General features: G+C 53.1%; 22 protein-coding genes. 8 read left to right on the forward strand and 14 right to left on the reverse strand.

Annotated elements, in window-relative coordinates; translation table 11 throughout:
* Window position 1 precedes the first annotated feature (1 nt).
* The 5 genes from PKY88_03065 to PKY88_03085 are packed head-to-tail and all read left to right on the forward strand — an operon-like array spanning window position 2 to window position 7,766.
* A complete protein-coding gene (locus tag PKY88_03065) occupies window positions 2–2,308 on the forward strand; it encodes a GH92 family glycosyl hydrolase (GenBank protein ID HOQ04180.1) in 2,307 nt (768 codons plus the stop codon).
* A gap of 60 nt (window positions 2,309–2,368) precedes the next feature.
* Window positions 2,369–3,529: an MFS transporter gene (locus tag PKY88_03070; GenBank protein HOQ04181.1), complete on the forward strand. Its 1,161-nt coding sequence runs from the start codon at window positions 2,369–2,371 to the stop codon at window positions 3,527–3,529.
* A gap of 24 nt (window positions 3,530–3,553) precedes the next feature.
* The gene (locus tag PKY88_03075; protein HOQ04182.1) at window positions 3,554–4,660 is read left to right on the forward strand and encodes an ROK family protein; all 1,107 of its coding nucleotides are present in this window, start codon (window positions 3,554–3,556) and stop codon (window positions 4,658–4,660) included.
* A gap of 27 nt (window positions 4,661–4,687) precedes the next feature.
* Window positions 4,688–6,118, forward strand: a complete 1,431-nt coding sequence (locus PKY88_03080; GenBank protein ID HOQ04183.1) for a glycoside hydrolase family 125 protein — start codon at window positions 4,688–4,690, stop codon at window positions 6,116–6,118.
* A 10-nt stretch (window positions 6,119–6,128) separates the two neighbouring features.
* Window positions 6,129–7,766 carry a GxGYxYP family putative glycoside hydrolase gene (locus tag PKY88_03085; protein HOQ04184.1) on the forward strand — a complete coding sequence of 546 codons (1,638 nt, stop codon included), beginning with the start codon at window positions 6,129–6,131 and terminating at the stop codon, window positions 7,764–7,766.
* Here PKY88_03085 and PKY88_03090 read toward each other — a convergent pair.
* The 14 genes from PKY88_03090 to PKY88_03155 all read right to left on the reverse strand — a co-directional run bounded on the left by PKY88_03090 (window position 7,729) and on the right by PKY88_03155 (window position 20,335).
* A complete protein-coding gene (locus tag PKY88_03090; GenBank protein HOQ04185.1) occupies window positions 7,729–8,430 on the reverse strand; it encodes a hypothetical protein in 702 nt (233 codons plus the stop codon). The genes PKY88_03085 and PKY88_03090 overlap by 38 nt on opposite strands.
* The gene (gene sppA, locus PKY88_03095) at window positions 8,412–9,479 is read right to left on the reverse strand and encodes a signal peptide peptidase SppA (protein ID HOQ04186.1); all 1,068 of its coding nucleotides are present in this window, start codon (window positions 9,477–9,479) and stop codon (window positions 8,412–8,414) included. The genes PKY88_03090 and sppA overlap by 19 nt, the downstream gene beginning before the upstream one ends.
* Window positions 9,480–9,627: 148 nt before the next feature.
* Window positions 9,628–10,920: a Y-family DNA polymerase gene (locus PKY88_03100; protein HOQ04187.1), complete on the reverse strand. Its 1,293-nt coding sequence runs from the start codon at window positions 10,918–10,920 to the stop codon at window positions 9,628–9,630.
* On the reverse strand, window positions 10,884–11,309 hold the full coding sequence (umuD, locus tag PKY88_03105; GenBank protein ID HOQ04188.1) for a translesion error-prone DNA polymerase V autoproteolytic subunit: 426 nt from the start codon (window positions 11,307–11,309) through the stop codon (window positions 10,884–10,886). The genes PKY88_03100 and umuD overlap by 37 nt, the downstream gene beginning before the upstream one ends.
* Before the next feature lie 82 nt (window positions 11,310–11,391).
* On the reverse strand, window positions 11,392–12,234 hold the full coding sequence (gene lpxI / locus PKY88_03110) for a UDP-2,3-diacylglucosamine diphosphatase LpxI (protein HOQ04189.1): 843 nt from the start codon (window positions 12,232–12,234) through the stop codon (window positions 11,392–11,394).
* Window positions 12,215–13,258 carry a UDP-3-O-(3-hydroxymyristoyl)glucosamine N-acyltransferase gene (lpxD, locus tag PKY88_03115; GenBank protein HOQ04190.1) on the reverse strand — a complete coding sequence of 348 codons (1,044 nt, stop codon included), beginning with the start codon at window positions 13,256–13,258 and terminating at the stop codon, window positions 12,215–12,217. The genes lpxI and lpxD overlap by 20 nt, the downstream gene beginning before the upstream one ends.
* A gap of 65 nt (window positions 13,259–13,323) precedes the next feature.
* Window positions 13,324–14,331 carry a glycosyltransferase family 9 protein gene (locus PKY88_03120; protein HOQ04191.1) on the reverse strand — a complete coding sequence of 336 codons (1,008 nt, stop codon included), beginning with the start codon at window positions 14,329–14,331 and terminating at the stop codon, window positions 13,324–13,326.
* On the reverse strand, window positions 14,331–15,389 hold the full coding sequence (gene mnmA / locus PKY88_03125) for a tRNA 2-thiouridine(34) synthase MnmA (GenBank protein ID HOQ04192.1): 1,059 nt from the start codon (window positions 15,387–15,389) through the stop codon (window positions 14,331–14,333). The genes PKY88_03120 and mnmA overlap by 1 nt, the downstream gene beginning before the upstream one ends.
* A gap of 6 nt (window positions 15,390–15,395) precedes the next feature.
* Window positions 15,396–16,202, reverse strand: coding sequence for an AsmA family protein (locus PKY88_03130; GenBank protein HOQ04193.1), 807 nt, complete (start codon window positions 16,200–16,202; stop codon window positions 15,396–15,398).
* An 11-nt stretch (window positions 16,203–16,213) separates the two neighbouring features.
* Entirely contained in the window at window positions 16,214–17,899 is a 1,686-nt protein-coding gene (locus PKY88_03135) for a tetratricopeptide repeat protein (protein ID HOQ04194.1), read from the reverse strand.
* A complete protein-coding gene (locus PKY88_03140; GenBank protein ID HOQ04195.1) occupies window positions 17,896–18,216 on the reverse strand; it encodes a DUF167 domain-containing protein in 321 nt (106 codons plus the stop codon). The genes PKY88_03135 and PKY88_03140 overlap by 4 nt, the downstream gene beginning before the upstream one ends.
* A complete protein-coding gene (locus PKY88_03145; GenBank protein ID HOQ04196.1) occupies window positions 18,203–18,502 on the reverse strand; it encodes a hypothetical protein in 300 nt (99 codons plus the stop codon). The genes PKY88_03140 and PKY88_03145 overlap by 14 nt, the downstream gene beginning before the upstream one ends.
* A gap of 70 nt (window positions 18,503–18,572) precedes the next feature.
* Window positions 18,573–19,508: a dihydroorotate dehydrogenase gene (locus PKY88_03150; GenBank protein HOQ04197.1), complete on the reverse strand. Its 936-nt coding sequence runs from the start codon at window positions 19,506–19,508 to the stop codon at window positions 18,573–18,575.
* Window positions 19,505–20,335 carry a dihydroorotate dehydrogenase electron transfer subunit gene (locus PKY88_03155; protein HOQ04198.1) on the reverse strand — a complete coding sequence of 277 codons (831 nt, stop codon included), beginning with the start codon at window positions 20,333–20,335 and terminating at the stop codon, window positions 19,505–19,507. Before PKY88_03155 ends, PKY88_03150 begins: the two co-directional genes overlap by 4 nt.
* A 472-nt stretch (window positions 20,336–20,807) precedes the next feature.
* Between PKY88_03155 and PKY88_03160 the strand changes: the two genes are divergently transcribed.
* From PKY88_03160 to dacB, 3 genes are all read left to right on the forward strand, one after another.
* Window positions 20,808–21,272 carry a response regulator gene (locus tag PKY88_03160; GenBank protein HOQ04199.1) on the forward strand — a complete coding sequence of 155 codons (465 nt, stop codon included), beginning with the start codon at window positions 20,808–20,810 and terminating at the stop codon, window positions 21,270–21,272.
* Window positions 21,269–21,730 carry a response regulator gene (locus PKY88_03165; GenBank protein HOQ04200.1) on the forward strand — a complete coding sequence of 154 codons (462 nt, stop codon included), beginning with the start codon at window positions 21,269–21,271 and terminating at the stop codon, window positions 21,728–21,730. Before PKY88_03160 ends, PKY88_03165 begins: the two co-directional genes overlap by 4 nt.
* 68 nt (window positions 21,731–21,798) lie before the next feature.
* Window positions 21,799–23,193, forward strand: coding sequence for a D-alanyl-D-alanine carboxypeptidase/D-alanyl-D-alanine-endopeptidase (gene dacB, locus PKY88_03170; protein HOQ04201.1), 1,395 nt, complete (start codon window positions 21,799–21,801; stop codon window positions 23,191–23,193).
* Window positions 23,194–23,195: the final 2 nt, after the last annotated feature.

Below are 23,195 nucleotides of genomic sequence, written 5' to 3' on the forward strand. Positions count from 1 at the left end.
GATGAAGACGGGATGGAAAATGTGGCGGAACGGAGTCGGGATCGCGGCAATCCTTGCCTTGCAGGCCGTTTGCGGGGCGGCCAAAGAGAAGACGGCGGAGCCCGTTGATTATGTCAATCCGCTGGTCGGGACGGATTCGTGGTTTGGGTTTTCGACGGGCAACACATATCCGGCGGTCGGGCTGCCGCGGGGACTGAATTTCTGGACGCCGCAGACGGGCAAAATGGGCGACGGCTGGATTTATCAGCACGATGCGCACAAGATTTGCGGATTTCGCCAGACGCATCAGCCCAGCCCCTGGATTAATGATTACGGGGCGTTTGCTCTGATGCCGCTGGAGGGCCAGTTGGTTTTTGATGGAGAGAAGCGGGCCAGCTGGTTTTCGCACAAGACGGAGATTGCCAAGCCCTATTATTACAAGGTGTATCTGGCGGATTCGGATACGACAGCGGAGATGACAGTGACCCAGCGGGCGGCGCAATTCCGTTTTTGGTTTCCGGATTCAGAGGCGTCCTATGTGGTTGTGGACGGTTTTCACAAAGGCTCATGGGTGAAGGCCGTTCCGGCAGAGCGGAAGATTGTAGGATACTGCCGCAATCACAACGGCGGAGTGCCGGACAATTTTGCCAATTATTTTGTGGTGGTTTTTGACCGCGATTTTGAAGAAGTGACGTTCTGGTGTGACGGGCAGATTCACGAGGGGGCTCCGGAGCAGAAGGGCGAGCATGTGATGGCGGCGGTTCGGCTGAAGACCCGGCGGAATGAGCCGGTTTGCCTCAAAGCGGCCTCCTCTTTTATCAGCGTCGAGCAGGCGGAGCTGAATCTGAACCGGGAGGTTGGAAGCGATACATTTGACCAGACCTGCCGGAAGGCTCGGGATGTCTGGAATGAACATCTGGGGCGTGTGGAGGTTCGCGGCGGAACCAAAGAGCAGTACCAGAATTTCTATACGGCGATGTATCGCACCCTGCTGTTTCCGCGGGATTTTACAGAGGTCGATGCGCAGGGACAGATTGTGCATTACAGCCCCTATAACGGCAAGGTCCTGCCGGGGCCGATGTACACGGACAACGGTTTCTGGGATACCTTCCGGGCGGCCTTTCCGCTGACAACGCTTTTGTATCCGGAAGAAAACGCGCAGATGATGGAGGGGCTGGCCAATACGTACCGGGAAAGCGGATGGCTGCCGGAATGGGCCAGCCCGGGACATCGGGACTGCATGATTGGTTCGCATTCGGCGTCAATTATCGCCGATTCATATCTGAAAGGAATCCGGGGCTACGACATCAAGACGCTATACGAGGCGATTCTGAAAAATACGGAAAACAGCGGACCGCTCGGGTCTGTAGGGCGGCAGGGTGTGTCTTATTACAACGAACTGGGCTACGTCCCGTCTGATGTCGGCATTCGGGAAAGCGCTGCGAGGACACTCGAGTACAGTTATGATGACTTTACTATCTGGAAGCTGGCGCAGGCCCTTGGGCGTCCGCAGGAGGAAATCGAGCGGTTCCGCAGGCGTGCTCAGTATTATCGAAATCTGTTTGATTCCTCCACGAATTTTATGCGGGGACGCAACAAAGACGGAAGCTGGGCCGGCCCGTTTGTTCCGGAAAAATGGGGCGGCGATTTTACAGAGGGCTGTGCATGGCATTATACCTGGTCGGTTTTTCATGACCCGCAGGGGCTGATTGACCTGATGGGCGGGCGGGAGGCGTTTGTCGCCAAAATGGATGCGGTCTTCACCACACCGCCCAAGTATGACTGTTCTTATTATGGATTTCCGATTCACGAGATTATTGAGATGGCGGTGATGAATTTCGGCCAGTATGCCCACGGCAACCAGCCGATTCAGCATATGATTTATCTGTATGCCTATGCCGGACAGCCCTGGAAGACGCAGAAATGGGTGCGGGAGGTGATGGAGCGGCTGTATCATCCGACGCCGGACGGCCTTTGCGGGGATGAAGACAACGGACAGACCTCGGCGTGGTATGTGTTCTCGGCGCTGGGGTTTTATCCGGTCTGTCCGGGGACGGACGAGTATGTGCTGGGAGCGCCTTTGTTTGAGGAGGCGGTGATTCGGCTTTCAAATGGTAAAAAGTTTATCATTGCAGCCAGGGGGAACTCTCCGGAAAATCGGTATATTCAGTCGGCCAGACTGAACGGGCGAACCATTACCCGGACTTATTTAAAACATCAGGAGTTGATAAAGGGAGGACGACTGGAGCTGAGGATGGGACCGGTACCCAATGAAAAATGGGGCAGCAGGCCGGAGGATGCGCCATATTCGATGTCTCGGGAAAAATAGAAACGGATTTCTGCTCTAAAAGAAACGGGAACATTGTACTGGATTGAAGAAGAGGAACGTATGAAGAACAAAACCGGAGCGATTTTGCTGGCGTTTTTTGTGATGGGGGTCGCCGATGCGATGGGGCCGTTTTCGGAGGCCGTGCGTCAGAATTATCAGCTGAGCAATGTGATGGCGACGCTGCTGTCCTTCTTTGTGTTTATCGCCTTTGCGGTGTTCAGCGTGCCGGGCGGCGTTCTGGCGGCTAAAATCGGTAAGAAGAATCTGCTGCTGCTGGGGCTGGGGCTGAATGCGGCGGCAATGCTGATTCCCTGCCTGTTTGAGCCTGGATTCGCCTTTCTGCTGGGCTGTATTTTTGTGCTGGGGGTGGGCACAACCCTGCTGCAGGTAGCCGGCAATCCCATTTTGCGGGATGTCGGTGCCGAGGGCAAGTACAGCCGGAATCTGAGTCTGGCGCAGGGGTTCAAGGGGGTCGGCAGCACGATTTCGTCTTATCTGGTCACGGCAGCGGCCGGATTCTTTCTGCTGGAGCGTCTGGGCTGGCGGGCGGTCTTCCCGATTTTCTTTGTCCTGATGCTGATTACCTTTATCTGGGCGGCCTTGCTGAAGGTTGAGGAAACCAAAGCCGATGTGCCGCCGAGCATCGGGTCCAGTTTAGCCCTGCTGGGCAAACCGTTTGTTGCCTTTGCCGTCTTTGGAATATTTCTGTATGTAGGGGCGGAGGTGTGCATGGGGCGGTTTTTAATGCCCCTGATGAAAGGAATGGGAGTGGCGGAAGGCACGGCTTCCAAGTTCGGGCCTGCGTTCTTCTTCCTGATGCTCACGGCCGGGCGGCTTTTGGGGCCGGTGGTGCTGCATTGGATTACGCCGCGGATATTTTTCGTGATTTCAGCGGTCCTGGGGCTTGCAGGCGCGCTGACTTTGATGTTCGGCAATGCCATGCTGGCGCCGCTGGGTGTCCTGGCGGCCGGATTGGGCTATGCAAACATCTGGCCGATGCTGTTTTCCATTACGGTCGAAAAAGACCCCAAACACAGCAGTGAGCTGAGCGGGCTGATGTGTATGGCAATCGCAGGCGGGGCAGTCGTGCCGCTGCTGATGGGCAAGTTTGTGGACAGCGGCTGGGGACAGAACGCCTTTTTGGTTCCCGCGGTCTGTTTTGTGTATTTGCTGGTGCTTTCGCTATGGAAAGAAGCAAAAAAAGAGGCGGTTTGTGGCTAATCCTTGCGTTTGGGAGAACAGGAAATGGAGAATTGGAAGAAAGACCCGAGGACAGTACTGACGCTCGATGCGGGCGGTACAAACTTTGTTTTTTCGGCGATGCAGGGTTTTGAGGAGGTTGTCGAGCCGGTTCATCTGCCGGCCTATGCGAATGACCTTGCCAAGAGTCTGGAAACGATGGTCAGCGGGTTTCGGCAGGTGAGCAGCCGATTGAAAACAAAGCCGGCGGCCATCAGTTTTGCCTTTCCCGGGCCGGCGGATTATCCGAACGGAATTATCGATAATGTCGGGAATCTGCCGGCATATGCGGGCGGCGTGGCCCTGAAAGATTTTCTCGAAGAGACCTTTGGGATTCCGGTTTTTATCAATAATGACGGCGATTTGTTTGCATATGGAGAGGCCATTGCCGGGTTCCTGCCGAAGGTCAATCGGATGCTCGAGGAGGCCGGCTCGCCGAAGCGGTATTCAAAGCTGTTCGGCGTGACGCTGGGAACAGGATTTGGCGGCGGGATTGTGGCAGACGGCCGGCTGTATGTCGGGGACAACTCCGCAGCCGGAGAAATCTGGATTGTCCGCCAGAAACGGCATCCGAACAGTTTTGCGGAGGAAGGGGTGAGTATCCGTGCAGTGCGGGGTTCGTATGCCCGGCTGGCGGGAATCCCGTTTGAACAAGCTCCCAGTCCCAAGGAGATTTATGAAATCGGGATCGGCCAGAGAGAGGGAAATCGAGCGGCGGCCGTCGGGGCCTATGCGGAACTGGGTGAAGTCCTCGGCGATGCCCTGGCAAACGCCATTACATTGTTGGATGGGCTGATTGTCATCGGCGGCGGGCTGTCAGCGGCGTATCCTTTGTTTATCGAGGCGGTGCTGAAGGAAATGAACAGGCAGCTGGAAAGCTACAGCGGCAAGAAGTTTAACCGGCTGGTGCAGCGGTGCTTTGATTTGGAAAGCGAAGAGGGACGCCGGGCCTTTCTAGCCGGGCAGGTCAAAGAAATTACCGTTCCCGGCTCCCGGCGGACGGTTTGCTATGATTCGATGAAGCGGATAGGGCTCGGACGGGCGGTGATGGAAACCAGCCGGGCCGTTTCGGTAGGGGCATATGCCTTTGCGTTGAGTCAGCTGGACAGATAATCGCACAATTCAGGAAAGGAACTGAAGATGATTCGGCTGGAAGCCGTAAGCGGATTGATTCAATGGACGGTCTTGCTGGGATGGGCGGCAGGCGGGATTGCCCAGGCGGCCGAACAATATGTCTCCCGCCGTCCGCCTGTGGAAAAGAGAACCTTTGTGAGCGAGGCGGTGGAGGAGACGATTCGGCAGGTCAAACCGCAGATTCGAGATCCGAAACTGGCCTGGATGTTTGAGAATTGTTTTCCGAATACCCTCGATACGACCGTGGATTTTGAAATCATCGACGGAAAACCCGACACCTTTATTATTACGGGCGATATTGATGCAATGTGGCTGCGGGATTCGACCTGTCAGGTCTGGCCTTATATGCCGCTGATTCAAAAAGATGCAAAACTGCGTCAGATGATTGCAGGACTAATCAATCGTCAGACAAAGTGTGTTCTGCTGGACCCGTATGCGAATGCGTTTTACAAGGATATGAATCGTCCTTCTCACTGGGCGTCGGACCGTCCGGCGCCGGGGCCGAGTGTTCATGAGCGCAAATGGGAGGTGGATTCGCTCTGCTATGTGATTCGGCTGGCGTATGAATATTGGCGGCAAACGGGAGATATGTCCTGTTTTGATGCCGACTGGGACCGGGCGATGCGGCGGATTGTCTCCACATTCAGAACAGAACAGCGAAAGGACGGGCAAAGTCCCTACCGATTTATCCGGGTTACATCGCGAATGACCGATGCGCCGGTCTTTGACGGGACGGGTCAGCCGATGCGTCCGGCGGGAATGATTGCTTCGATGTTCCGTCCCTCCGATGATGCGACCGTGCTGCCGTTTTTGGTCCCTTCGAATCTCTTTGCGGTCCAGACGCTGCGGCAGCTTGCGGAAATATACGAGAAGGGGCGAATAGATAAGACCTTTGCGCGGGAATGCAGGCAGCTGGCCGACGAGGTGGAAAAGGCCGTTTTGAAATGGGGGACAGCCAGACATCTGCAGTTCGGGACGATTTACGCCTATGAGGCGGACGGATTCGGCAATGTTCTGTTTATGGATGATTCGAATGTGCCCAGCCTGCTGTCGCTGCCGTATCTGGGCATTTGCCGTCCGAAAGACCCGCTGTATCAGCGGACGCGTCAGTTTCTGCTGAGTGAGTGGAATCCCTGGTATCTGAAAGGCAAAGCCGCCGAAGGGGCCGGCAGCCCGCATACCGGCAAGACGCATATCTGGCCGATGGGCGTCATTTTGCGGGCGCTGACCAGTCAGGACCCGCAGGAGATTCAGATGTGTCTGCATCTGCTGAAAACGACAGACGCCGACACGGGTTTTATGCATGAGGCCTTTCATAAAGACAATCCAAACGATTTTACCCGTCATTGGTTTGCCTGGGCAAATACCCTTTTCGGCGAACTGATTCTGAAGGTGTATCACGAACATCCGGACCTGCTGAAGCTGGAAGAGATTTAAGGGGCGATTTATGAATTTTCTTGTTTTGACGGCTGCCGTCCTGTGTCTGGGCGGCAGTACGGCGGAGAGTGTGTCTGCAGAAAAACTTTCCATCCAGCGAAGTCCGCTGTATGGCCCCCTCAAGCCGCTGGAGACAGGGCAAACCATCTATGTGTTTGTCAAAAAAGCGGATACGCCGGACAGTCAGTTTGTTGCCGTGCAGACCCTGCAGGGGATTGCGGCTCGAACGAGCGGCCCTCGGATTTGGATTGACTTGGGAGATCCGACGTTTCCGGAATATCTTTCCGCCAAATACCGGGTTGTATTTGACCGAACGTATGCAGAAGATTTTGCAGGCCTCCTTGCTGCCCTGAAGTCCTGTACGAGCAGCCGGTATGTGTTGTATGATTTGCGTGATCGGCCCTCGCTGAGTGCGGCGACGACGATGGCGGGGCTTCTGGACGCGCCGGCGGCGGATGTCAGTCTCCAGGAGGTTTTTGAAAGGGCCGGCTATTCGACGGCTATGGATCTGCGTGAGAAAGACTGCCGATGGGTGTATGAGAATTATAGGAAGCAGATAAGTCCGGAGGCGATTATCATTCACACCCATACCCGCCGGCAGCATCCGAGTGCGGCCTTTCTCCGAGACTGGGGACCGGCGCTGCGGGCACTGGACTGGTGGTATCCGGATAAGGAGCTCTCACGGAAGGTCTATCAGGAAATCGCTGTCTGCTCACCGGTGTACGGCTGGCAGTCACCGACTTCCTCCGATGAAGGGGTGACGATTCAGCAGCATTCGGAGTCCGGTTTTTTTCAGATTCCCTCGGACTGGATGGTGAATCTGTCGGTTCACGCTTCTCTGGGGCCGGTGATGAAGGAGCGGCGGTTTGTCCAAAAAGCCGAACGAAAAGAGCCCGTACGGCAGGAAGGGGTTCATACCGTTACCTTCATTCTGAGTGATATGGACAACATTTTGACGGAAATCGGCACACATTCCTTCTTCTCGAACCGCCGGTTTTACCGAAATCCTCATCGGGGACAATTTCCGATGGGCTGGGGAATGGCCCCGGCTTTGGTCGAGTTATCCCCCGGTGGGGTGGAGATGTGGTACGAGAAGGCGACGGAAAAAGATGCCTTTGTCGGATACTGCGGACTGGGGTATTTTTATCCGAGTCATTTTCCAGCCATGGACGTGCATGCAGAACGGCTCAAAGACTATTTGGAGCGGGCGGACCTGCGGACGCTTTTGCTGATTGACCGGCTGGAGCCCGCCAAACGGCTCACGGAGGATTATGCCCATATCCTCGAGCCCTTTGCACAAATCGACTGCCTGCGGGGATTTTTCTATCTGGAGTATATGGCGTATGCTCATTCAGAAGGGCGGATTTTCTGGGTCGGCGAAAAACCCATTGTAACGGCCCGTTTTGATTTCCGGCAGGAAAAATTTTACCCGCATGTGCGTTCCAGTCCGGAGGAACTTGCGGCGGCTCTGAATGCCATGCCGAAAAATCCGAACAGCCCGGATGGATACAGTTTCGTAACAGTTCATGCCTGGAGCCGAGGGTTGGACGAGGTGTATGAGACCATCCGACTTCTGGAGCCCGACGTACGCGTTGTCGGTCCGGAAGAATTTATTGAGCTGATTCGGCTGAATCTGTGGCCGAAGTGAGCGGCTTGGGCTTAGATTCGGCTGAAAATCGCCACGACAGAAAACTGATGTACAAAAGCATCAGATGAGCGGCCGTTTCGAGCACTTCCTCCAGTCCGACATGCAGTTCGTGTTCAAGGGGGAGATGGAGTATACGAAATCCGCGTCGGGCTGTGAATTGAGAAAGACCGTACGTGATAAAGGCGGCAAAAAGCCAGATTTTCATGGGATGCCACTGATGAAGGATTTTCAGGGCTTTTTTCCATCTCCATGCGAACGCAGCCAAAACGGCTAATGCTATGTAAATGCCTGTACTCGTGCCGTTGAAGTGCCATTCGCGGAGAAAGAAGGCCCCCGTCAGGGTGGTTAAGAGGATAAAGAGCGGATGGCGTTCTCGGCAGGTTCTCGCAAAAAAAACAAGGAAAGCGGGGGCCAGAATAAGCAGGGCCAGGATTTCGTGCGTGCTTTTTTTGTAAAAGGCGGTCCAGCCCGTAAAATAAGCCAGGTAAACTGACAGAAAAACAGCCAAAGGCAGCCCGAGCGGCAGCCGGAGCCAAACCGATTCCTTGTTCCCTGTGGGAATGGTATTTGTTTTCGTACCGGTCTCAAGACGAGCCCGGAGAAAGCTGAAAACTTTTGCGAAGGATAAGGCCGAAGCGGTTTGATTTATTGTCTTCCGTCCCATAGATACATCAGTTGAGGTGTGGTCCATTGATGGAGAGTTTTTGTGTCGAATTTGAACGAAGTTTTTTCCTGTACGGCCAGCAGGTCCCAGAAAGCCAAACGCTCTTTGTATTCAATAACCCGGCAGCCCTGAATCCCGGCCAATTGTTCGGTGACGGCCACGGCATCGTGAAGGTAGCCGATTTGATCAATCAGCCGTTTTTGGAGGGCTTCCGAAGCGGGATAAATGCTGCCGTCGGCAAGACGGCGTACTTCTTCGGGAGTCAAAACATCGCGTCGGCCTTCGCAGACGACTTCGAGAAATCGCTCAAAGGCGGGCTGAATCAGTTTTTCCTTCAGGTAGGCGGTTTGTTCTTCCGTTGTTCGATGGAAAAGACTGGGCCAGTCTTTCTTTTCGCCGCTTTTGACAACTACCGGATTGATGCCGAGTTTCTGCTCGAGCAGGTCCTGAATCACCAGATGGCTCATAATCACGCCGATGGAGCCGGTGATAACGGTCGGTTCTGCAACAATCTTGTCGCAGGCGACCGCAGAATAGTAGCCGCCGGAAGCCGCTACAGACTGCATAAAGGCGACGGCGGGTTTGCCTGTCTGTTCCCGAAAACGTTTGATTTCATTATAAATCTGGTCGCTGGAGGAGACATATCCGCCCGGGCTGTCGATTCGGACAATCACGCCACGTACAGAGGAGTCATCAGCGGCCTGTTCAAGCTGTTTGCGTACCAGTTCACTGGCGGTTTCATCAATGAGGTCTTTGAGATTGATAACGGCCAGTGTTTGGTGACGGGGACCGTCAATGAGGACGGATTCTTCAAACGGCTGCTCAAGGCCGCTGAAAGCAGTACTGGAGACGAGGGCGGCCATGCCCCCTAAAGCCAGCAAAAGGAGCAGGTTGGTCAGGATAGAAAGAACCAGCACTACTCCCCAGAAAATTTTCCAGCCGAGTCCTTTTTTGCGAGGAGGAGGCGGAGGAGGAGACTGCAGGGGAATCGCTGTCGGAATCGGAGCCGACTGTGACGGCTCTGCCGGTGTATAGTGGTCAAAATCCATAATAAATCCTTTCAGACACTAATTTTATTGGAATTGTAAGAAGCCGGCGGAGAGCTGTCAAGGAACTGTTCTTGGCGATCTGGGATGGTCAAGCCCGGGGGAACTCCCTGCGGTGACATTGCGGCTCCGGAATACGGCTGTGTCTGTTTTATGAAACGATGGGCAGGTCGCTCCAGCGGGTTGTGAAGGCGGGGGATTTACACCGGAAGATGGTTCGCCAGGGCTGCCGGATTCCTTCAGATGCGAAGAAAACCTGTTTTTTGGCGGCATTGAGGCGGTCAAGAACCTGCATCAGCCGACTATCTCGTCGGCGGACCGGCAGATTGTCGAACAGATTGGGCTGCACCTTATCCGCCGGCACCAGACCGCTCAGCAGAACGCCGGCTTTGTGGAATGCAACATTCGGACGGTACACCCGAGGCAGGAGAGTTTGAGCGGCTTTCATCATTTCGAGGGTGCTTTGTGTAGCGGTTTCAAAGATAAAAGAGGCCGAAGGAGCACAGAAAGGAGCACTGCCGAAGGGGCTGTTTCGGGCAAAGACGGTCAGGATTTGGGCGCATAATTTCTGCTGCCGCAGTTTCTCCGCCGCCCGCGACAGGTAGGAGCTGACTGCTTCCTGCAGATGTTCCAGCGTCCGGACGGGCTGACCGAAACTCCGTGAGACCATAATATTTTGGTTGGCTTCAGGCGATTCTTCCAGCCGAAAACACACCTGGCCTCTTAGTTCCAGAACCGTTCGGGCCGCACTGACGGAAAAGCGTTTCTGAATCCAGCCGGCATCCGCCTGTGCCAGATGAAGGGCGGTCCGGATACCCAGCGGCCGCAGTTTTTCCGAAAGGCGGCGTCCGATTCCCCAGACCTTTTCTACATCGATTTGCTCCAGAATGGACGGAAGGCATTCCGTTCGGCTCAGGTCGAAAACGCCTTCGAGGTCCGCATGATTTTTAGCCCAATGATTGGCAATTTTGGCCAGGGTTTTGGTGGGGGCGATTCCGACGGAGACAGGGATACCCGTCCACTGAAGAACCGTGCGGCGGATTCGGCGGCCGACGTCCGATGAGGCGCCGGAAAGCCCCTGAAGGGACAAAAAGGCCTCATCAATCGAATAAATCTCCAAAGAAGGGGTAAACGTCGCCAGCGTCTGCATCACGCGGTCCGACATATCAGCATAAAGGGTATAATTGGATGACAAGACGGCCGCCTGATGGTCTTCAAGAAGCTCCCGGACACGGAAGTAGGGGATTCCCATCGGGATGCCGAGTGCCTTGACCTCCTCGCTGCGGGCTACGACGCATCCGTCATTGTTGGAAAGCACCACAACCGGCCTGCGGTGCAGCTTCGGATTGAAGACCCTCTCGCAGGAGACGTAAAAATTGTTGCAGTCCACCAGCGCAAAGAGCGGGCCTATAACGGATGAATGACACTGGTTACCACACCCCATACTTCAAATTCCGTTTCTTTTTTGATTTCCTGGACGGGGTATTTGCTGTTTTCCGGTTCGAGCACGGGCTTGCCGCGTTTGATTCGAAGCCGTTTGACCGTCAGCTCCCCATTGACGACGGCGATGACGACGTTGCCGGAGCGGGGCTCGAGGGAGCGGTCCACCACCAAAAGATCGCCGTCGTGGATGCCGGCCCCTTCCATAGAGTCGCCTGAAACCCGCACAAAAAATGTGGCCGGAGGATTTTTGACAAGGTACTGATTCAGGTCCAGTTTGTTCTCTTCATAGTCCGCCGCCGGCGAGGGAAAACCGGCCCGAATCCGGGCGGTAAAAACCGGGAAAGCCCGCCTGCTTCGTTTGATGCGGTAAATGGATTTGATCACGGCCATTTTTCAAAACCCCTGCGGTTTTTCTATCCCGACAGCATACTCGGGACGGAAAAGGATGTCAAACACTTGCGAGGAGAAAGGATTAGTAGCCGATAACGGCAATCCCTAATTGGTCGGCCAGAGCGAGGGTTTCGGATTTATCCAGAATGAGTACTTTTCCCTTTTCGACAACAAGGCAGGCGGCTCGATTTCGATGGAGGGCTTCGATGGTGTCTTTGCCGACGCAGGGAACATCAAACCGCATATCCTGCTGGGGTTTGGCGGCTTTCAGGAGGGTCCAGCCGCCTTTTTTGCACAATTGTCCGGCCCGCTCAATCATAGCCGCGGTTCCTTCAATGGCCTCGACGGCGATGATTTCCCGTTCGCGGACGGCGATGGCCTGGCCGATATCGAGACGTCCGAGCTCTTTGACCAGCGGCCAGCCGAATTGGACATCCTCCCAGATAGAATCGGACGGTCGGCAGCGGGTCATTAACCCTTCCGAAGCCATATGTTCCTGACAGTACATAGTCGAATCCTCCAGAATGATTCCGGCCGAGGCGAATTCATCAGCAATGGCCTGCAGAACGGTATCGTTTCGTTTGTCTTTGCCCCGCAGCCGGACATACCAGATGCGAAGAGCCCGCCAGTCAGGCAGATATTTCAGGATGCGAAACGGCGTGAAAATTTTGGCTTTTTCCACCCGGCCGACCATGATTGTTTGGCGGACGCCGTGTTTTCGGAGTTTTCGAAGCCATCCGCCCGGACGTGCAATCGCCCCCCAAAAAAAGACATCCACGTGCTCGGCCAGTGAAGGATCTGCGTTCTCCGCTATGCCTGCACAGACGACTTTTCGTCCGGCTTTGCGGGCGCCGTCGGCAACCAAAAAAGGGAAGCGTCCCTGACCGGCAATGAGACCTAATGGTTCAGGGAGTTGTCTGTCCATTTTCTTTTGATAGGTCATTCAATCGGCGCTCGATTTCCTTCAGTTTCTTGCGCATCTCCGGCAGAAACTCAATCAAGGCATAGGCCCGTTTTGCTTTGTTGACATCGATAGCCGGTGTGCCCCCGATGGTTGCCTCATCCGGCACATCATTGATAACACCGGCCTTGGCGGCGATTTTGACCATATTGCCGACCCGAATATGGCCGACGACGCCGACTTGACCGCCCATTACGACGTGATGGCCGATGACGGCCGAGCCGGCGATACCCACTTGAGGGACCAGCAGGCAGCAGGGACCGATTTTGGTACCGTGGCCGATGGCGACGAGGTCGCCGATTTTGCTGCCTTTGCCGATGACGGTGTTGTCCAGCGTGCCCCGCTCGATGGCGCATCCGGCGCCGATTTCCACATCATCTTCCAGAATGACCCGACCGATTTGCGGGATTTTATGATGCTGGCCCTTGTGAGTGGCAAAACCGAACCCATCTTGGCCGATGGAGGCGTTGGACTGAACGATGACCCGATTTCCAATGATAGTGCCGTCATAGATGACGGCATTGGGGTAAAAGATGCAGTCATCCCCGATTTGTACCTTTGGGCCGACAAAGACGCCGGGGTAAAAATAGCAGTTTTTGCCTATTTTCACGTGCTCACTGATGGTCACGCCTTGACTGACTTGACAATCCGGGCCGAGCTGGGCTGTCTGGGCAATATGAGCGGCAGGGCTAATCCCGACTTTCGGATGCTCACGATGTCCGTGAAGCAGCACCACAATCTGCATAAAAGCATAATAAGGGTCCTCGACAATCAGCTGGGCGGCGGTGCATTCCATCTCCTTTTGAACAATGACAGCGCTGGCCTTAGTTTTTTTGACCAGCGGTTCATATTTCGGATTACTCAAAAAAGTAATCTCGCCGCAGCCGGCTTTGTCGAGCGTGGAGGCCTCTCGAATTAAAATATTTGGGTCACCGACCAGCCGGCCCCCGACGTGTTCGGCTAATTCCTGGAGTGTTTTTGTCTTCATATTGTTCTCGTTTTTCGTTTCTTCAAATGTTGTGCCATTATAGGCAAGGAATTCTTGACGTCAAATCAAAGTATTTCCCGCAACAGAGTCAGAGCCTGATGAACGCACGGTTCAGAAAATTGCTTAAAGAGGGTTCGTTCGAGCCGTAAAATGCGTACTTTGGGACCAACCGGGGCGAATTTGGCTGGGTCTGTCGGGCCGAAAACCGCCAAGGTCGGCTTGGCCAGAGCAGCGGCAAGGTGGGTAATTCCGCTGTCGTTTCCAACATAGCCGTCCGAACAGGCAAGAACCTGCAGAATCTGCGTGAGCGATAACTCCGAAAAGTAGGGATACTGATGAAAGGTCCGGAGGGTTCTCACAGAAAACCGCTCTCGTTCGGCCGGGCCGAGAAGGAAAATAACTTCGTATCGTTCCTGCCGGAGCATCTGAGCCAGGAGAATGAAGTTTTCGGCAGCCCAGCACTTTGTCTGTCCGCCGCTGCCGGGATGAATCAATACAATCGAACGGTCCGGGTTGATTCCGAGCTGCTGGATTTGTTCGCGGCCGGCTGAAAAATCGGTTGGATGGGGTTCAAGGAGCGGAGAGGGTGTCTGCCAGTTGTCCAGGGAAATTTGATTTTCCGCCGCTATTTCCTCCAGATAAAAACGCCCGATGGGACCTTTGTATGATTCTTTATCGGGCGGCAGGACCAAAACCTGAGCGGACTGGCTGCAATGCACGGTAAACAGAAGATTTTGTTCAAAATCAGGGTTTTCATGTCCCAGAAAACTGACGACCTGTTCATATCCTGCAAAGGAATAGACCAAAGGGTCGTGTTCCTGGACTTCGAAGGATTCTGTTTTTTGGAAAAGGCGGTGAAGGGGGATTGAATCGAGGGAGCGAATCCGGTCCACAGCGGAACGGCCCGGATAAAACTCAATATATTCGGTGCGGCCGATCCAATCGACCTGTTCAATTCCCAATCGCTGTTTCATCAGGGAAGCGGTCGGCAAAGCCAGCAGGCAGTCACCAATGGCTCCCGGGTGGAGGATAAGTCCTTTTCGATACGTTTGTTTGCCGAATATCGCTTCCATTATTCCCTCATTGCCTGTGCAATCCATCCGCCGCCGGCCACCTGCAGGGCAGGTTCTGCCGTTTGGTAAAACACGGCTGCCTGTCCCGGTGTAACGGCGGAGACAGGCTCATCAAAAACCACCTCTGCCGTCTGGGCAGAAAGAGGGGTAACCGAGGCCCAGGCACCGCCGTGATTATACCGTATTTTTACCAGGGAGCGAAAGGGCTGCGCCGGAGGTTCAACCAGCCAGTTGATCTGTTCAGCCAGCAGCCGGCGGCTGGTAAGTTCTTCACGGCTGCCCAAAACGACCGTATGAGTCTTGGCATCGATGCGGACGACATACGCCGGTTTGCCCAGAGCAATGCGAAGACCCCGCCGCTGTCCGATGGTAAAATGATGGATACCGTTATGCTGTCCGAGCACTTTTCCGGCGGTATCTACAATCGGCCCCGGCCGGAAGGCCGTTGGTCGCCGCTGAGCCAGAACGGCGGCATAATCGTCATCCGGAATAAAGCAGATTTCCTGTGAATCTTCTTTGCTGTGGATGTGCAGGCCGAATCGCTGGGCGGTCTGGCGGGTATCCTCTTTGCTGACCTGCTCGGCCATCGGCAAGAGAATTTTCGAGAGCATTTCCCGACGGACCATCGAGAGAACATACGATTGGTCTTTGGCGGTATTGGAGGCCTGATAAAGGCCGTATTGTCCGTTTCGGCAGTCGATGCGGGCATAATGGCCGGTGGCCAGAAAGTCCGCCCCGTGCTCACGGGCAAAATCCCACAGGAGGCCGAATTTGATGATTCGGTTGCACAAAACGCAGGGGTTTGGGGTTTTGCCCTGCAGGTAGGTGTCACAGAAATAATCGAGGATTTGCTCGAAGCGTGTTCGAAGGTCCAGCACATAAAAAGGGATTCCCAACTGCCGGCAGACTGTTTCGGCATCCTCCATGGCCGGCTGAAAACGGTCATGGGTGATCATAAACACTCCCGCACAGTCATAGCCCTGCTGACAAAGCAGAGCAGCGGCCGTCGAACTGTCCACCCCTCCGCTGACGGCTGCGAAAACACGCTTCGTTGTCATTCAAAACTATTCTTCTTTCTTCTTAAAGAGTCCCTGGACAGCTTCCCCGACGCCTTTACCAAGTTCTTTGCCTTCTTTCAAAATAGTCTGTCCGGCTTCCAGAACCTGCCTTCCGGTTTCTTTGAGGGCATCATTGAGTGGATTGAGCAAATCGGCCGGCAGGAGGTCTTTGCCTTGCTGGGCGATTCCTGCGGCGATAGCGGTCAGCACTTTGGCGGTCAGCTCCCCCACATTGACCTTGCCGTCTTTGCCGACATCCGTCATCCGAATCGGAGCCAGTTTGAGCGTAATCGTATCGGCCTTGCCGGGAACCGGCAGCAGCTTGACCTTGACAGATACCTCTTCGAGCAGGAGCTCTTTGATAAGCAGATTTTTGCCGGCGGGTTTTTCCTCCGGTTTGGGTTCAGTTTTCGGCAGATTTTTCAGGATTTGCTGAAGATTGTTTGTCAGACCTTTCTGCTCGATTACCACCTCGACTTTCTGGAGGCGGATTTGTTCAATCTGAACCGTGTCGCTGAAGAGACTTGCCGTATTTAGGCGAATATGTCCATAGCCCATGCTTAACAGATGCGGATGTTCATATCCCTCGGGGTTGCTGATTTGAAGGGCGGTCATTTCCAGTTTTCCCTGCCAGGGGGCCAGCGAAACAGACTGCACAGTAACCGGCACCTTCAGGACGGCCGAGCCGGCTGTCTGAATGGCGGCCTTCAATGCCGTTCCGCCGAACAGCTTCAAAAGGAGTGAAAGAACTGCAAGCAGGGCAATCAGAGCCAGCAGGACGGTCCAAATCAGGTTTTTCTTTTTGTCAGCCATATAAGCTCTCCTTATTTTAAAAGTTCCTCCTCGACATTCCAGCCGAGCGAGCGGGCAATTTGGGCATGTTTACGGCAGGCAGGTTTATCATTCATATAATAATAACAGACAGCCAGGCCGTGATGTGCCGCAGCATAGTTTGGTTCCAGACGAACGGCCTGCTGATAATTTGAAAGGGCCTTTTCATACAGTTTCTTCCGCAGGAAGGCCACGGCCAGATTATAATAAAGGCCGCTGGCGGGGCTGATTTGTATGGCCTGCTGATAGGCCTGTACGGCTTCGTCGATTCGGCCGGCATCGAGGAGAACATTGCCGAGATTTTGAAGTGCGGCGGTATTTTGCGGATCCCGGGCCAATACCTGCCGGTAGGCATAGACGGCGTCCTCATATCGTTTTTCCTGATGATAGGCACTTGCCAGTCCGAACCATGCATAAAGAGATAGGACATCGTCGCCCTGCAATGCCTTGGAAAACTCCTCAATGGCCCAGTCGTTTCTGTTCATTTCCAGATAAACATTGCCCAGTTCGATCCGTGCCGCCGTCAGAGATGGATTGTAATGCAGGGCCATAGCGAGCATTTCCTGAGCGGCAGGAAGATTTTTTAATTCGAAATGCAGCCGCCCAAGGGCCAAATAATTTTCCGCTTCCTGCGGAGCTATCCCGACAGCAATACGCAAATGCTCGAAGGCCTTCTCTGTTAATCCCTGTCGGCGATATACATGGGCCAGATTGCGGTGAGCATCCGTCAGCGACGGGTCAAAATCAAGGGCTTTCAGATAACTCTGTGCCGCCTGAGGCAGGTCATTCTGCTGAAGATAGGCGTTTCCGAGATTGTTGAGCGTCTTGGGGTCGTCCGGAAGGTATTTCAGGGCCTGCCGATATTCCTGAACGGCCTGTGCAATTTGACCTTTCTGCAGGTAGATATTCCCAAGATTGGTGCGGGCTTCAGCCAGCGTCGGATTAATCTGAACGGCGCGGCTTAATTCCAGCAGGGCCTGGTCAATTTGTCCGACGGCTTTGTAGCTGTTGCCCAGATTGTTAAAGAAGCAGCCGAGGGTCTGCCGTTTGTCGAGGTTGGCCATATAAAGAGGGTGCCCGACCGGGGGCTTGAAGGTGTCTCGATAGTACGCATCGTCCGCTGTGCCGCCGCCGGCGGTTGTTTCAATGTTGAAACGGATTTTTCCGTCGTCGTAGCGGACAAAAAAATGTCCGGGCACAACAACTCCGTAAAGCGGCAGGCCGAGTCGTTCTCCGACAGCCAGATACAAAACCGACAGACTCAAACAATACCCGCGTTTTTGGTCAAGAACCGTATGGAGGAATAAATCGTCAGGATTGTCAGCGGTTTTTACGCTCTGGAACCGCTGTTCTTCAAACAAATATCGGTTGATTTCCGCTACGGCCCGGGCGTCGAGAGGGATTTTCTTTTCGTGAAGACGCCGCTGGATTTCTTCGGCCATGGAATCAATTTTCCTGCGGTAGGTGTAGAGGGTTTTGTTGGTTCCCCAATTTCGGGAGATAATCAAAGCGGCGGTTCCGAGGTCAATCTCATCTGCCGGCAGCCGCAGTACCCCCTCGACCGTATGAACCTGCAGCCCCTGAAGACGCGAATTGGCCAATTCGGCATTGGCTGTCGTTCTCTGCGTTCCGAAGGCGATAAAGCAGACAAGAATTGTCCAGGCAAATGTTCTATTCATTTGTGAGTTTCCTGATTGAATGCCTGATGAACTTGCTGAGGCGTAATCTCGGCAACCTGCAGGGTTTTGACCGGGGAAGTCGCACCGGCTGAAATTGTAATCTGCTTTTTGTGAACCCCTAAAAATCGACTTAGGAATTCGATAAGCGTCTGGTTGGCCTTTCCTTTTTCCGGCGGAGCGGCAATCTTGACTTTCAGCATTCCCCCGAGAATACCGGCAATGATTGTTCGACTGCTGCCGGGAATCACTTTTACGCAGAATCGAACTCCATTACTGCATTTTTCAACTCGTAAAGCGGGTTCATCAGGGATTTTCACGATATTTTTTCCCAATCGAAAACTGAATATACCGCTCAATTTGATCCGCCAGTACATTGATGGATTTAAAGTCAAAATCTACATACTGGTCCTGAATCCATTGACCGTTGAGCATTTTTTTGAAAAACTTTACGCGGATGAAGACCTTTTCGTTTTCCGGAGAATCCAAAGGGCGTTTCCTGTGCTCCCACATCTCCACTTTCCAGTCTTCACTGACAAGCACCAGGCAAGAGCCGGTGTTAACGGCTGTTGGGAAAAAATCATACAGCGAGTTCAGAATTTCCATCTTCTGTCAGTCCATATTATCGCCGGGAACTTCTTTCTTGCGAAGACCTCATTATACCAGGCGGGTCTGTTTACTGCAAGCCGCCGGTGAGCTCGGAAATGTGAGAAATTTGATGTTTTCTGCAGTATGCTTCAAGACCATTGCGAATGCGGACGGCTGTATCCGGGTGGATGAAGGTGGCTGTTCCGACAGCGACAGCCGATGCACCGGCCAAGAGAAACTCGACGGCGTCGGCGGCCGTTCGGATGCCGCCCATTCCGAGCAGGGGAATCCCGGCGGGGCGGGCCGCTTCCGTATAAACCTTGTGAACCAGATAAACGGCAATGGGTTTAATGGCCGGTCCGCTCAGTCCGCCGGTTCGGTTGGCCAGAACAGGTTTTCTTTTTTCAATGTCGATGACCATTGCTGTGAAGGTATTCACCAGACTGAGGGCATCGGCGCCGCCCTGTATGGCAGCCCGGGCTGTAACTGAAATATCGGTCACCGTGGGGGTTAGTTTTACCATAAGAGGTTTTCTGCCGACCGCTTTTTTGGCTGCGCGGGTAATCTGCTCAATCTGATGCGGATCTGTACCGAAAGTAATTCCGCCCTGTTTGACATTGGGACAACTGATGTTCAGTTCAAAACCGTCAATTGCCTCCAGGGGAGCCAATCCTTCGATGACCGAAACATATTCTTCCACCGTCCGGCCTGCAACATTGACAAAAACGGCCGTAGGCAGGAATTGGAGAATCGGAACCTTCTCCTGAATAAAGGCCTTCAGGCCGATGTTGGCCAGTCCGATTGCGTTCAGCATTCCGGAGTCGGTTTCGACAATCCTCGGGGTTGGGTTGCCGGGCCGAGGGTGGAGTGTAATGCTTTTGGTCACCAGCCCCCCAATGTTTTCCATATTGAAAAATTCTGTGAGTTCATCCGCATAGCCGCAGGTGCCGGAGGCCAAAACAATCGGATTCGATAACTGAAGACCGGCAAAATTTACAGACAAATTCGGGCGGTTTTCCGTCATCGGCCTTCCCCAAAAAGAACTGTACGGCTGTCAAAAACCGGGCCCTCCTTGCAGCATAACCGGTAAAGGGGGGCCGGCGAGTCGGACTGAATTCGAACGGCACAGCTCTGGCAGAGCCCGATACCGCAGGCCATCATCCGCTCCATACTTACCTGGCAGCTGATCCGATGCTTCTGGGCAAGCTCCGCACAGGCAGCCAGCATCGGTTCAGGGCCGCAGGCATAAATGACGGTCTGTTCCGGAGCGGGCTTTTGGGTCTGGAGCCATTCTTTGAGAGACTCTGTAACAACCCCCTTTCGTCCAGCCGAACCATCATCGGTCGATACGTAAGCAGGAATAGCGAGCCGCTCAAATTCCTCCAGCATGATACCGGTTTTGTTGCCGATTTTTATCTCAAACGGCAGCATATCGATTGACCGGGCACCCACAAAAGCTGTACTTTCAATTGAAGGATAATGCTTTTTCAAGAAAGAGGCCAGATGAAGAATCGGAGGAGCCCCCATTCCGCCGGTTACAAGAAGGGCGTATTTTATATTTTCCGGGTACCAAAAACCGTTGCCGAGGGGGCCGAGAACAGAAATCACATCGCCCGGTCGAAGGGAGGTCATTCGGACTGTTGCGGGTCCGAGGACGCAGTATATCACTTCAAGAGAAACATAAGTTCCTTCACTGGAGTAATTTATGAAAATGTCAGAGAAACTGAACGGTCTGCGAAGAAGAATCGTTCTGCCGGCATGTTCCCGCAGATTTTCTGGAATCAAATCCATCGGCGGCAAGGGGGTGTTAGTTAAATCAAATTCAGCGAACTGTCCCGGCAAAGCATTCAAAAAAAAACGGCTTCCTTCTGCATCCAGTTTTAAGAGCAATTTCCAGAATTGCGTCCGGATAGGCTGGTTTTTGATGACCGCTGCCTGGACGAGTCCTTTAGGGCCGGGCTTGTTTTTTGATTCCATAAGCAGCTGATAAAAAGTACCTTAGAATTTTTCTCAAAAAAAAGCTTCCGGAATATTCATCCACAGATACTCCGGAAGCCCGCCACGGCAAAGAAAACCGCTGTTTCCATAAGTTTGGCACTAACAAGAACACTATAGCGGAAGCAAAAAAGATTGTCAATTGACTAAAAAAAATAATATTACAGGATAATATGGAGGTATTCTATTCTGTATAGGGAGGATCTTAACGGCTTTTTCGGCCGTTTTTTTATTTTTCTTGTGCCTGCAGGGGGTTCAGGATATAGTACCAGAATAAGGAGAGGGGTGTTCTTAAAAGAACCGCCTAAGAAGCAAAAGGGGGTATAGGATGAAAAAGAAGGCGTTTGTTTTGGTTGCAGAAAACAATGATGCGGATTTTGCTGTTATTGAAAAAAACCTGCAGCACAACGGTTACCCCTCCGAAATCATTCGCTTTTGTGACGGACAAAAACTCCTGAATGCTTTAAGTCAGATTCAGGAGGCCGAAACTGTATTTTGTCGCCCCTGTCTTCTTTTCGTTGATATTCAGCTGCCTCAAGTTAACGGATTAGAGGTTCTTGGGACGATCAAGACCAACCCGCAATTGAAAAAGATTCCGGTCATAGTTCTTCTGACATCGGAAAATGAACAACAGGTTCTTGAGCAATGTTATCGTTACGGATGCAGTTTTTGTCTAAGAAAACCGGATATTCCGGAGCATTTTTCCGAAATGTTCCGACAAGTATCAGATTTTTTGTCCGTAGTGGAACTGCCGGAGCTGCCGGTTCCGGAGGCCATGGGAGCAGTTTTATGAGTCAAACCGCCCCTACAATTCTCATTGCGGAAGATGATTTTGGACACTTTGCACTGATTCAGAAGAATCTGAAACGAAGCTGTGTTCCCAAGGAAATTATTCATTTTCGAAATGGGGAAGAACTGCTCAATTTTCTTTTTCATCAGGGACCGGAGCGGCTGGAAGGCGGACGATATCTGATTTTGATGGACATTCGCCTGCCGGGGAAAAACGGCATTGAGGTATTGCGGTGTATCAAGGAAGACCCTACTTTATATTCCATTCCTGTTTTTATGCTCACCACCTCTACAAATCCGGCTGATGTGGAGCGAAGTTATGAATTGGGATGCGCCGCTTATATGAACAAACCGGGCAATTACAGCGAATTTGTCAAGTCAGTTGATCGTCTGGGACATCTTATTTCGTTATCGGAGTTTGACTGGCCGCCGCTGAGATATTCCTCCTTCGTATCCCGCTGAATTTTGAACCACTGTTTCCCGGTACGGACTTGATTCAGCTTTGTATTTGTGGTAAATAGCCATTCCCTATGAAAAAAGAGCGAATCAATCTGATATTGTTTGTTTTAATCGCTTTGACTGCCGGCGGGGCGGCCCGGAAGGAAACTGCATCTGTCTCTGAGCTTCTCCGTTCGATCAATCCGGCGAAAGAGAAAATCTCCGTAACGGTGGTTCAGGCCGATACAGGACAAACTCTGTTTTCTCATCAGAGCAGGGAGCCGATGATTCCGGCTTCCAATATGAAGCTGATTGTTTCGGCGGCCGCGCTGCATTATTTAGGGGCGGAATATGCTTTTGAAACTCGTGTCGGCCTGCTGGACAGTCATTTGGTTGTCATCGGCGGGGGAGACCCGCTGCTGGGCGAACCCGGACTTCACGGGCCGTCAGCGGTTTCTATTTTTGAGCAAATTGCACAGGACCTTCTCGGTCAGGGCGTCAAAACCCTCGGCGATGTGATTTTGGATGACACTTTTTTTGACAGCAACCGGGTTCACCCGCACTGGCCTCCGGACCAGCTCAATCGATGGTATGCCTGTGAGGTGTCCGGATTGAATTTTAATCGAAATTGCGTTCACCTGACCGTCCGTCGGGGCGGCAAAGGGGCGATTATCGAACTGGACCCGCCGACAGAATATGTGACGATTGTAAACCAGGTAAAACTGGTTTCTTCCGGAGCCAGTGCAGTCGGTGCTTATCGAAATAAAGTCCCAAACGTGCTGACGGTGAAGGGGAATCTGAATCAAAGTACCGGCTTTGATGTGGCCATTGAGAATCCGGCAGGGCTTTTCGGCAGTCTTTTGTTGGAAAAACTGGCTGAAAAAGGGATTCAGGTTCGCGGAAAACTGGTGCAAAAGTACATTAAAACAGACCCCAATATTCGGGTTTTTCGGGTTTTCCGCACTCCTTTATCAGAGGTTCTGAACCGCTCAAACAAGGACAGTTTAGGACTGGCGGCTGAAGCCCTTGTGAAGACCATTTCTGCGGAAAATACGCAAGGGCGGATTAACGGGGAGTGGCCGCACGGGCTGCATTTGATTCGACGGTATCTGCTGTCGTTGGGGATTCCGGAAGAACAGTTTGTTCTCAAAGACGGCAGCGGTCTCAGTCGAGAAAATCGGCTTACTTCGGAGGCCATTGTCAAAGTCCTTCAAGATATGTTTCAGGGGCCTTGTCGGCAGATTTATGAGTCGTCTCTTTCGCAGGGGGGGGTAGACGGGACCGCTGAACGGTATTTCCGTGAACCCCCGTATAAGGGAAAAATCGCCGGCAAGACCGGTTTTATCAGCGGTGTAAGAGCTTTTTCGGGCATTTGTCACAGCCCGCAGGGGGATTTACTTTTCAGCATTTTGACGGAAGGGGGCGGCAGTGAGATGCGCAGCAAAATCAACGATATCACCAAAGCCGTTTTTGACGGACGCTGGTGAAA

This window comes from Anaerohalosphaeraceae bacterium (assembly GCA_035378985.1).
Taxonomy (GTDB): Bacteria; Planctomycetota; Phycisphaerae; order Sedimentisphaerales; family Anaerohalosphaeraceae; genus JAHDQI01.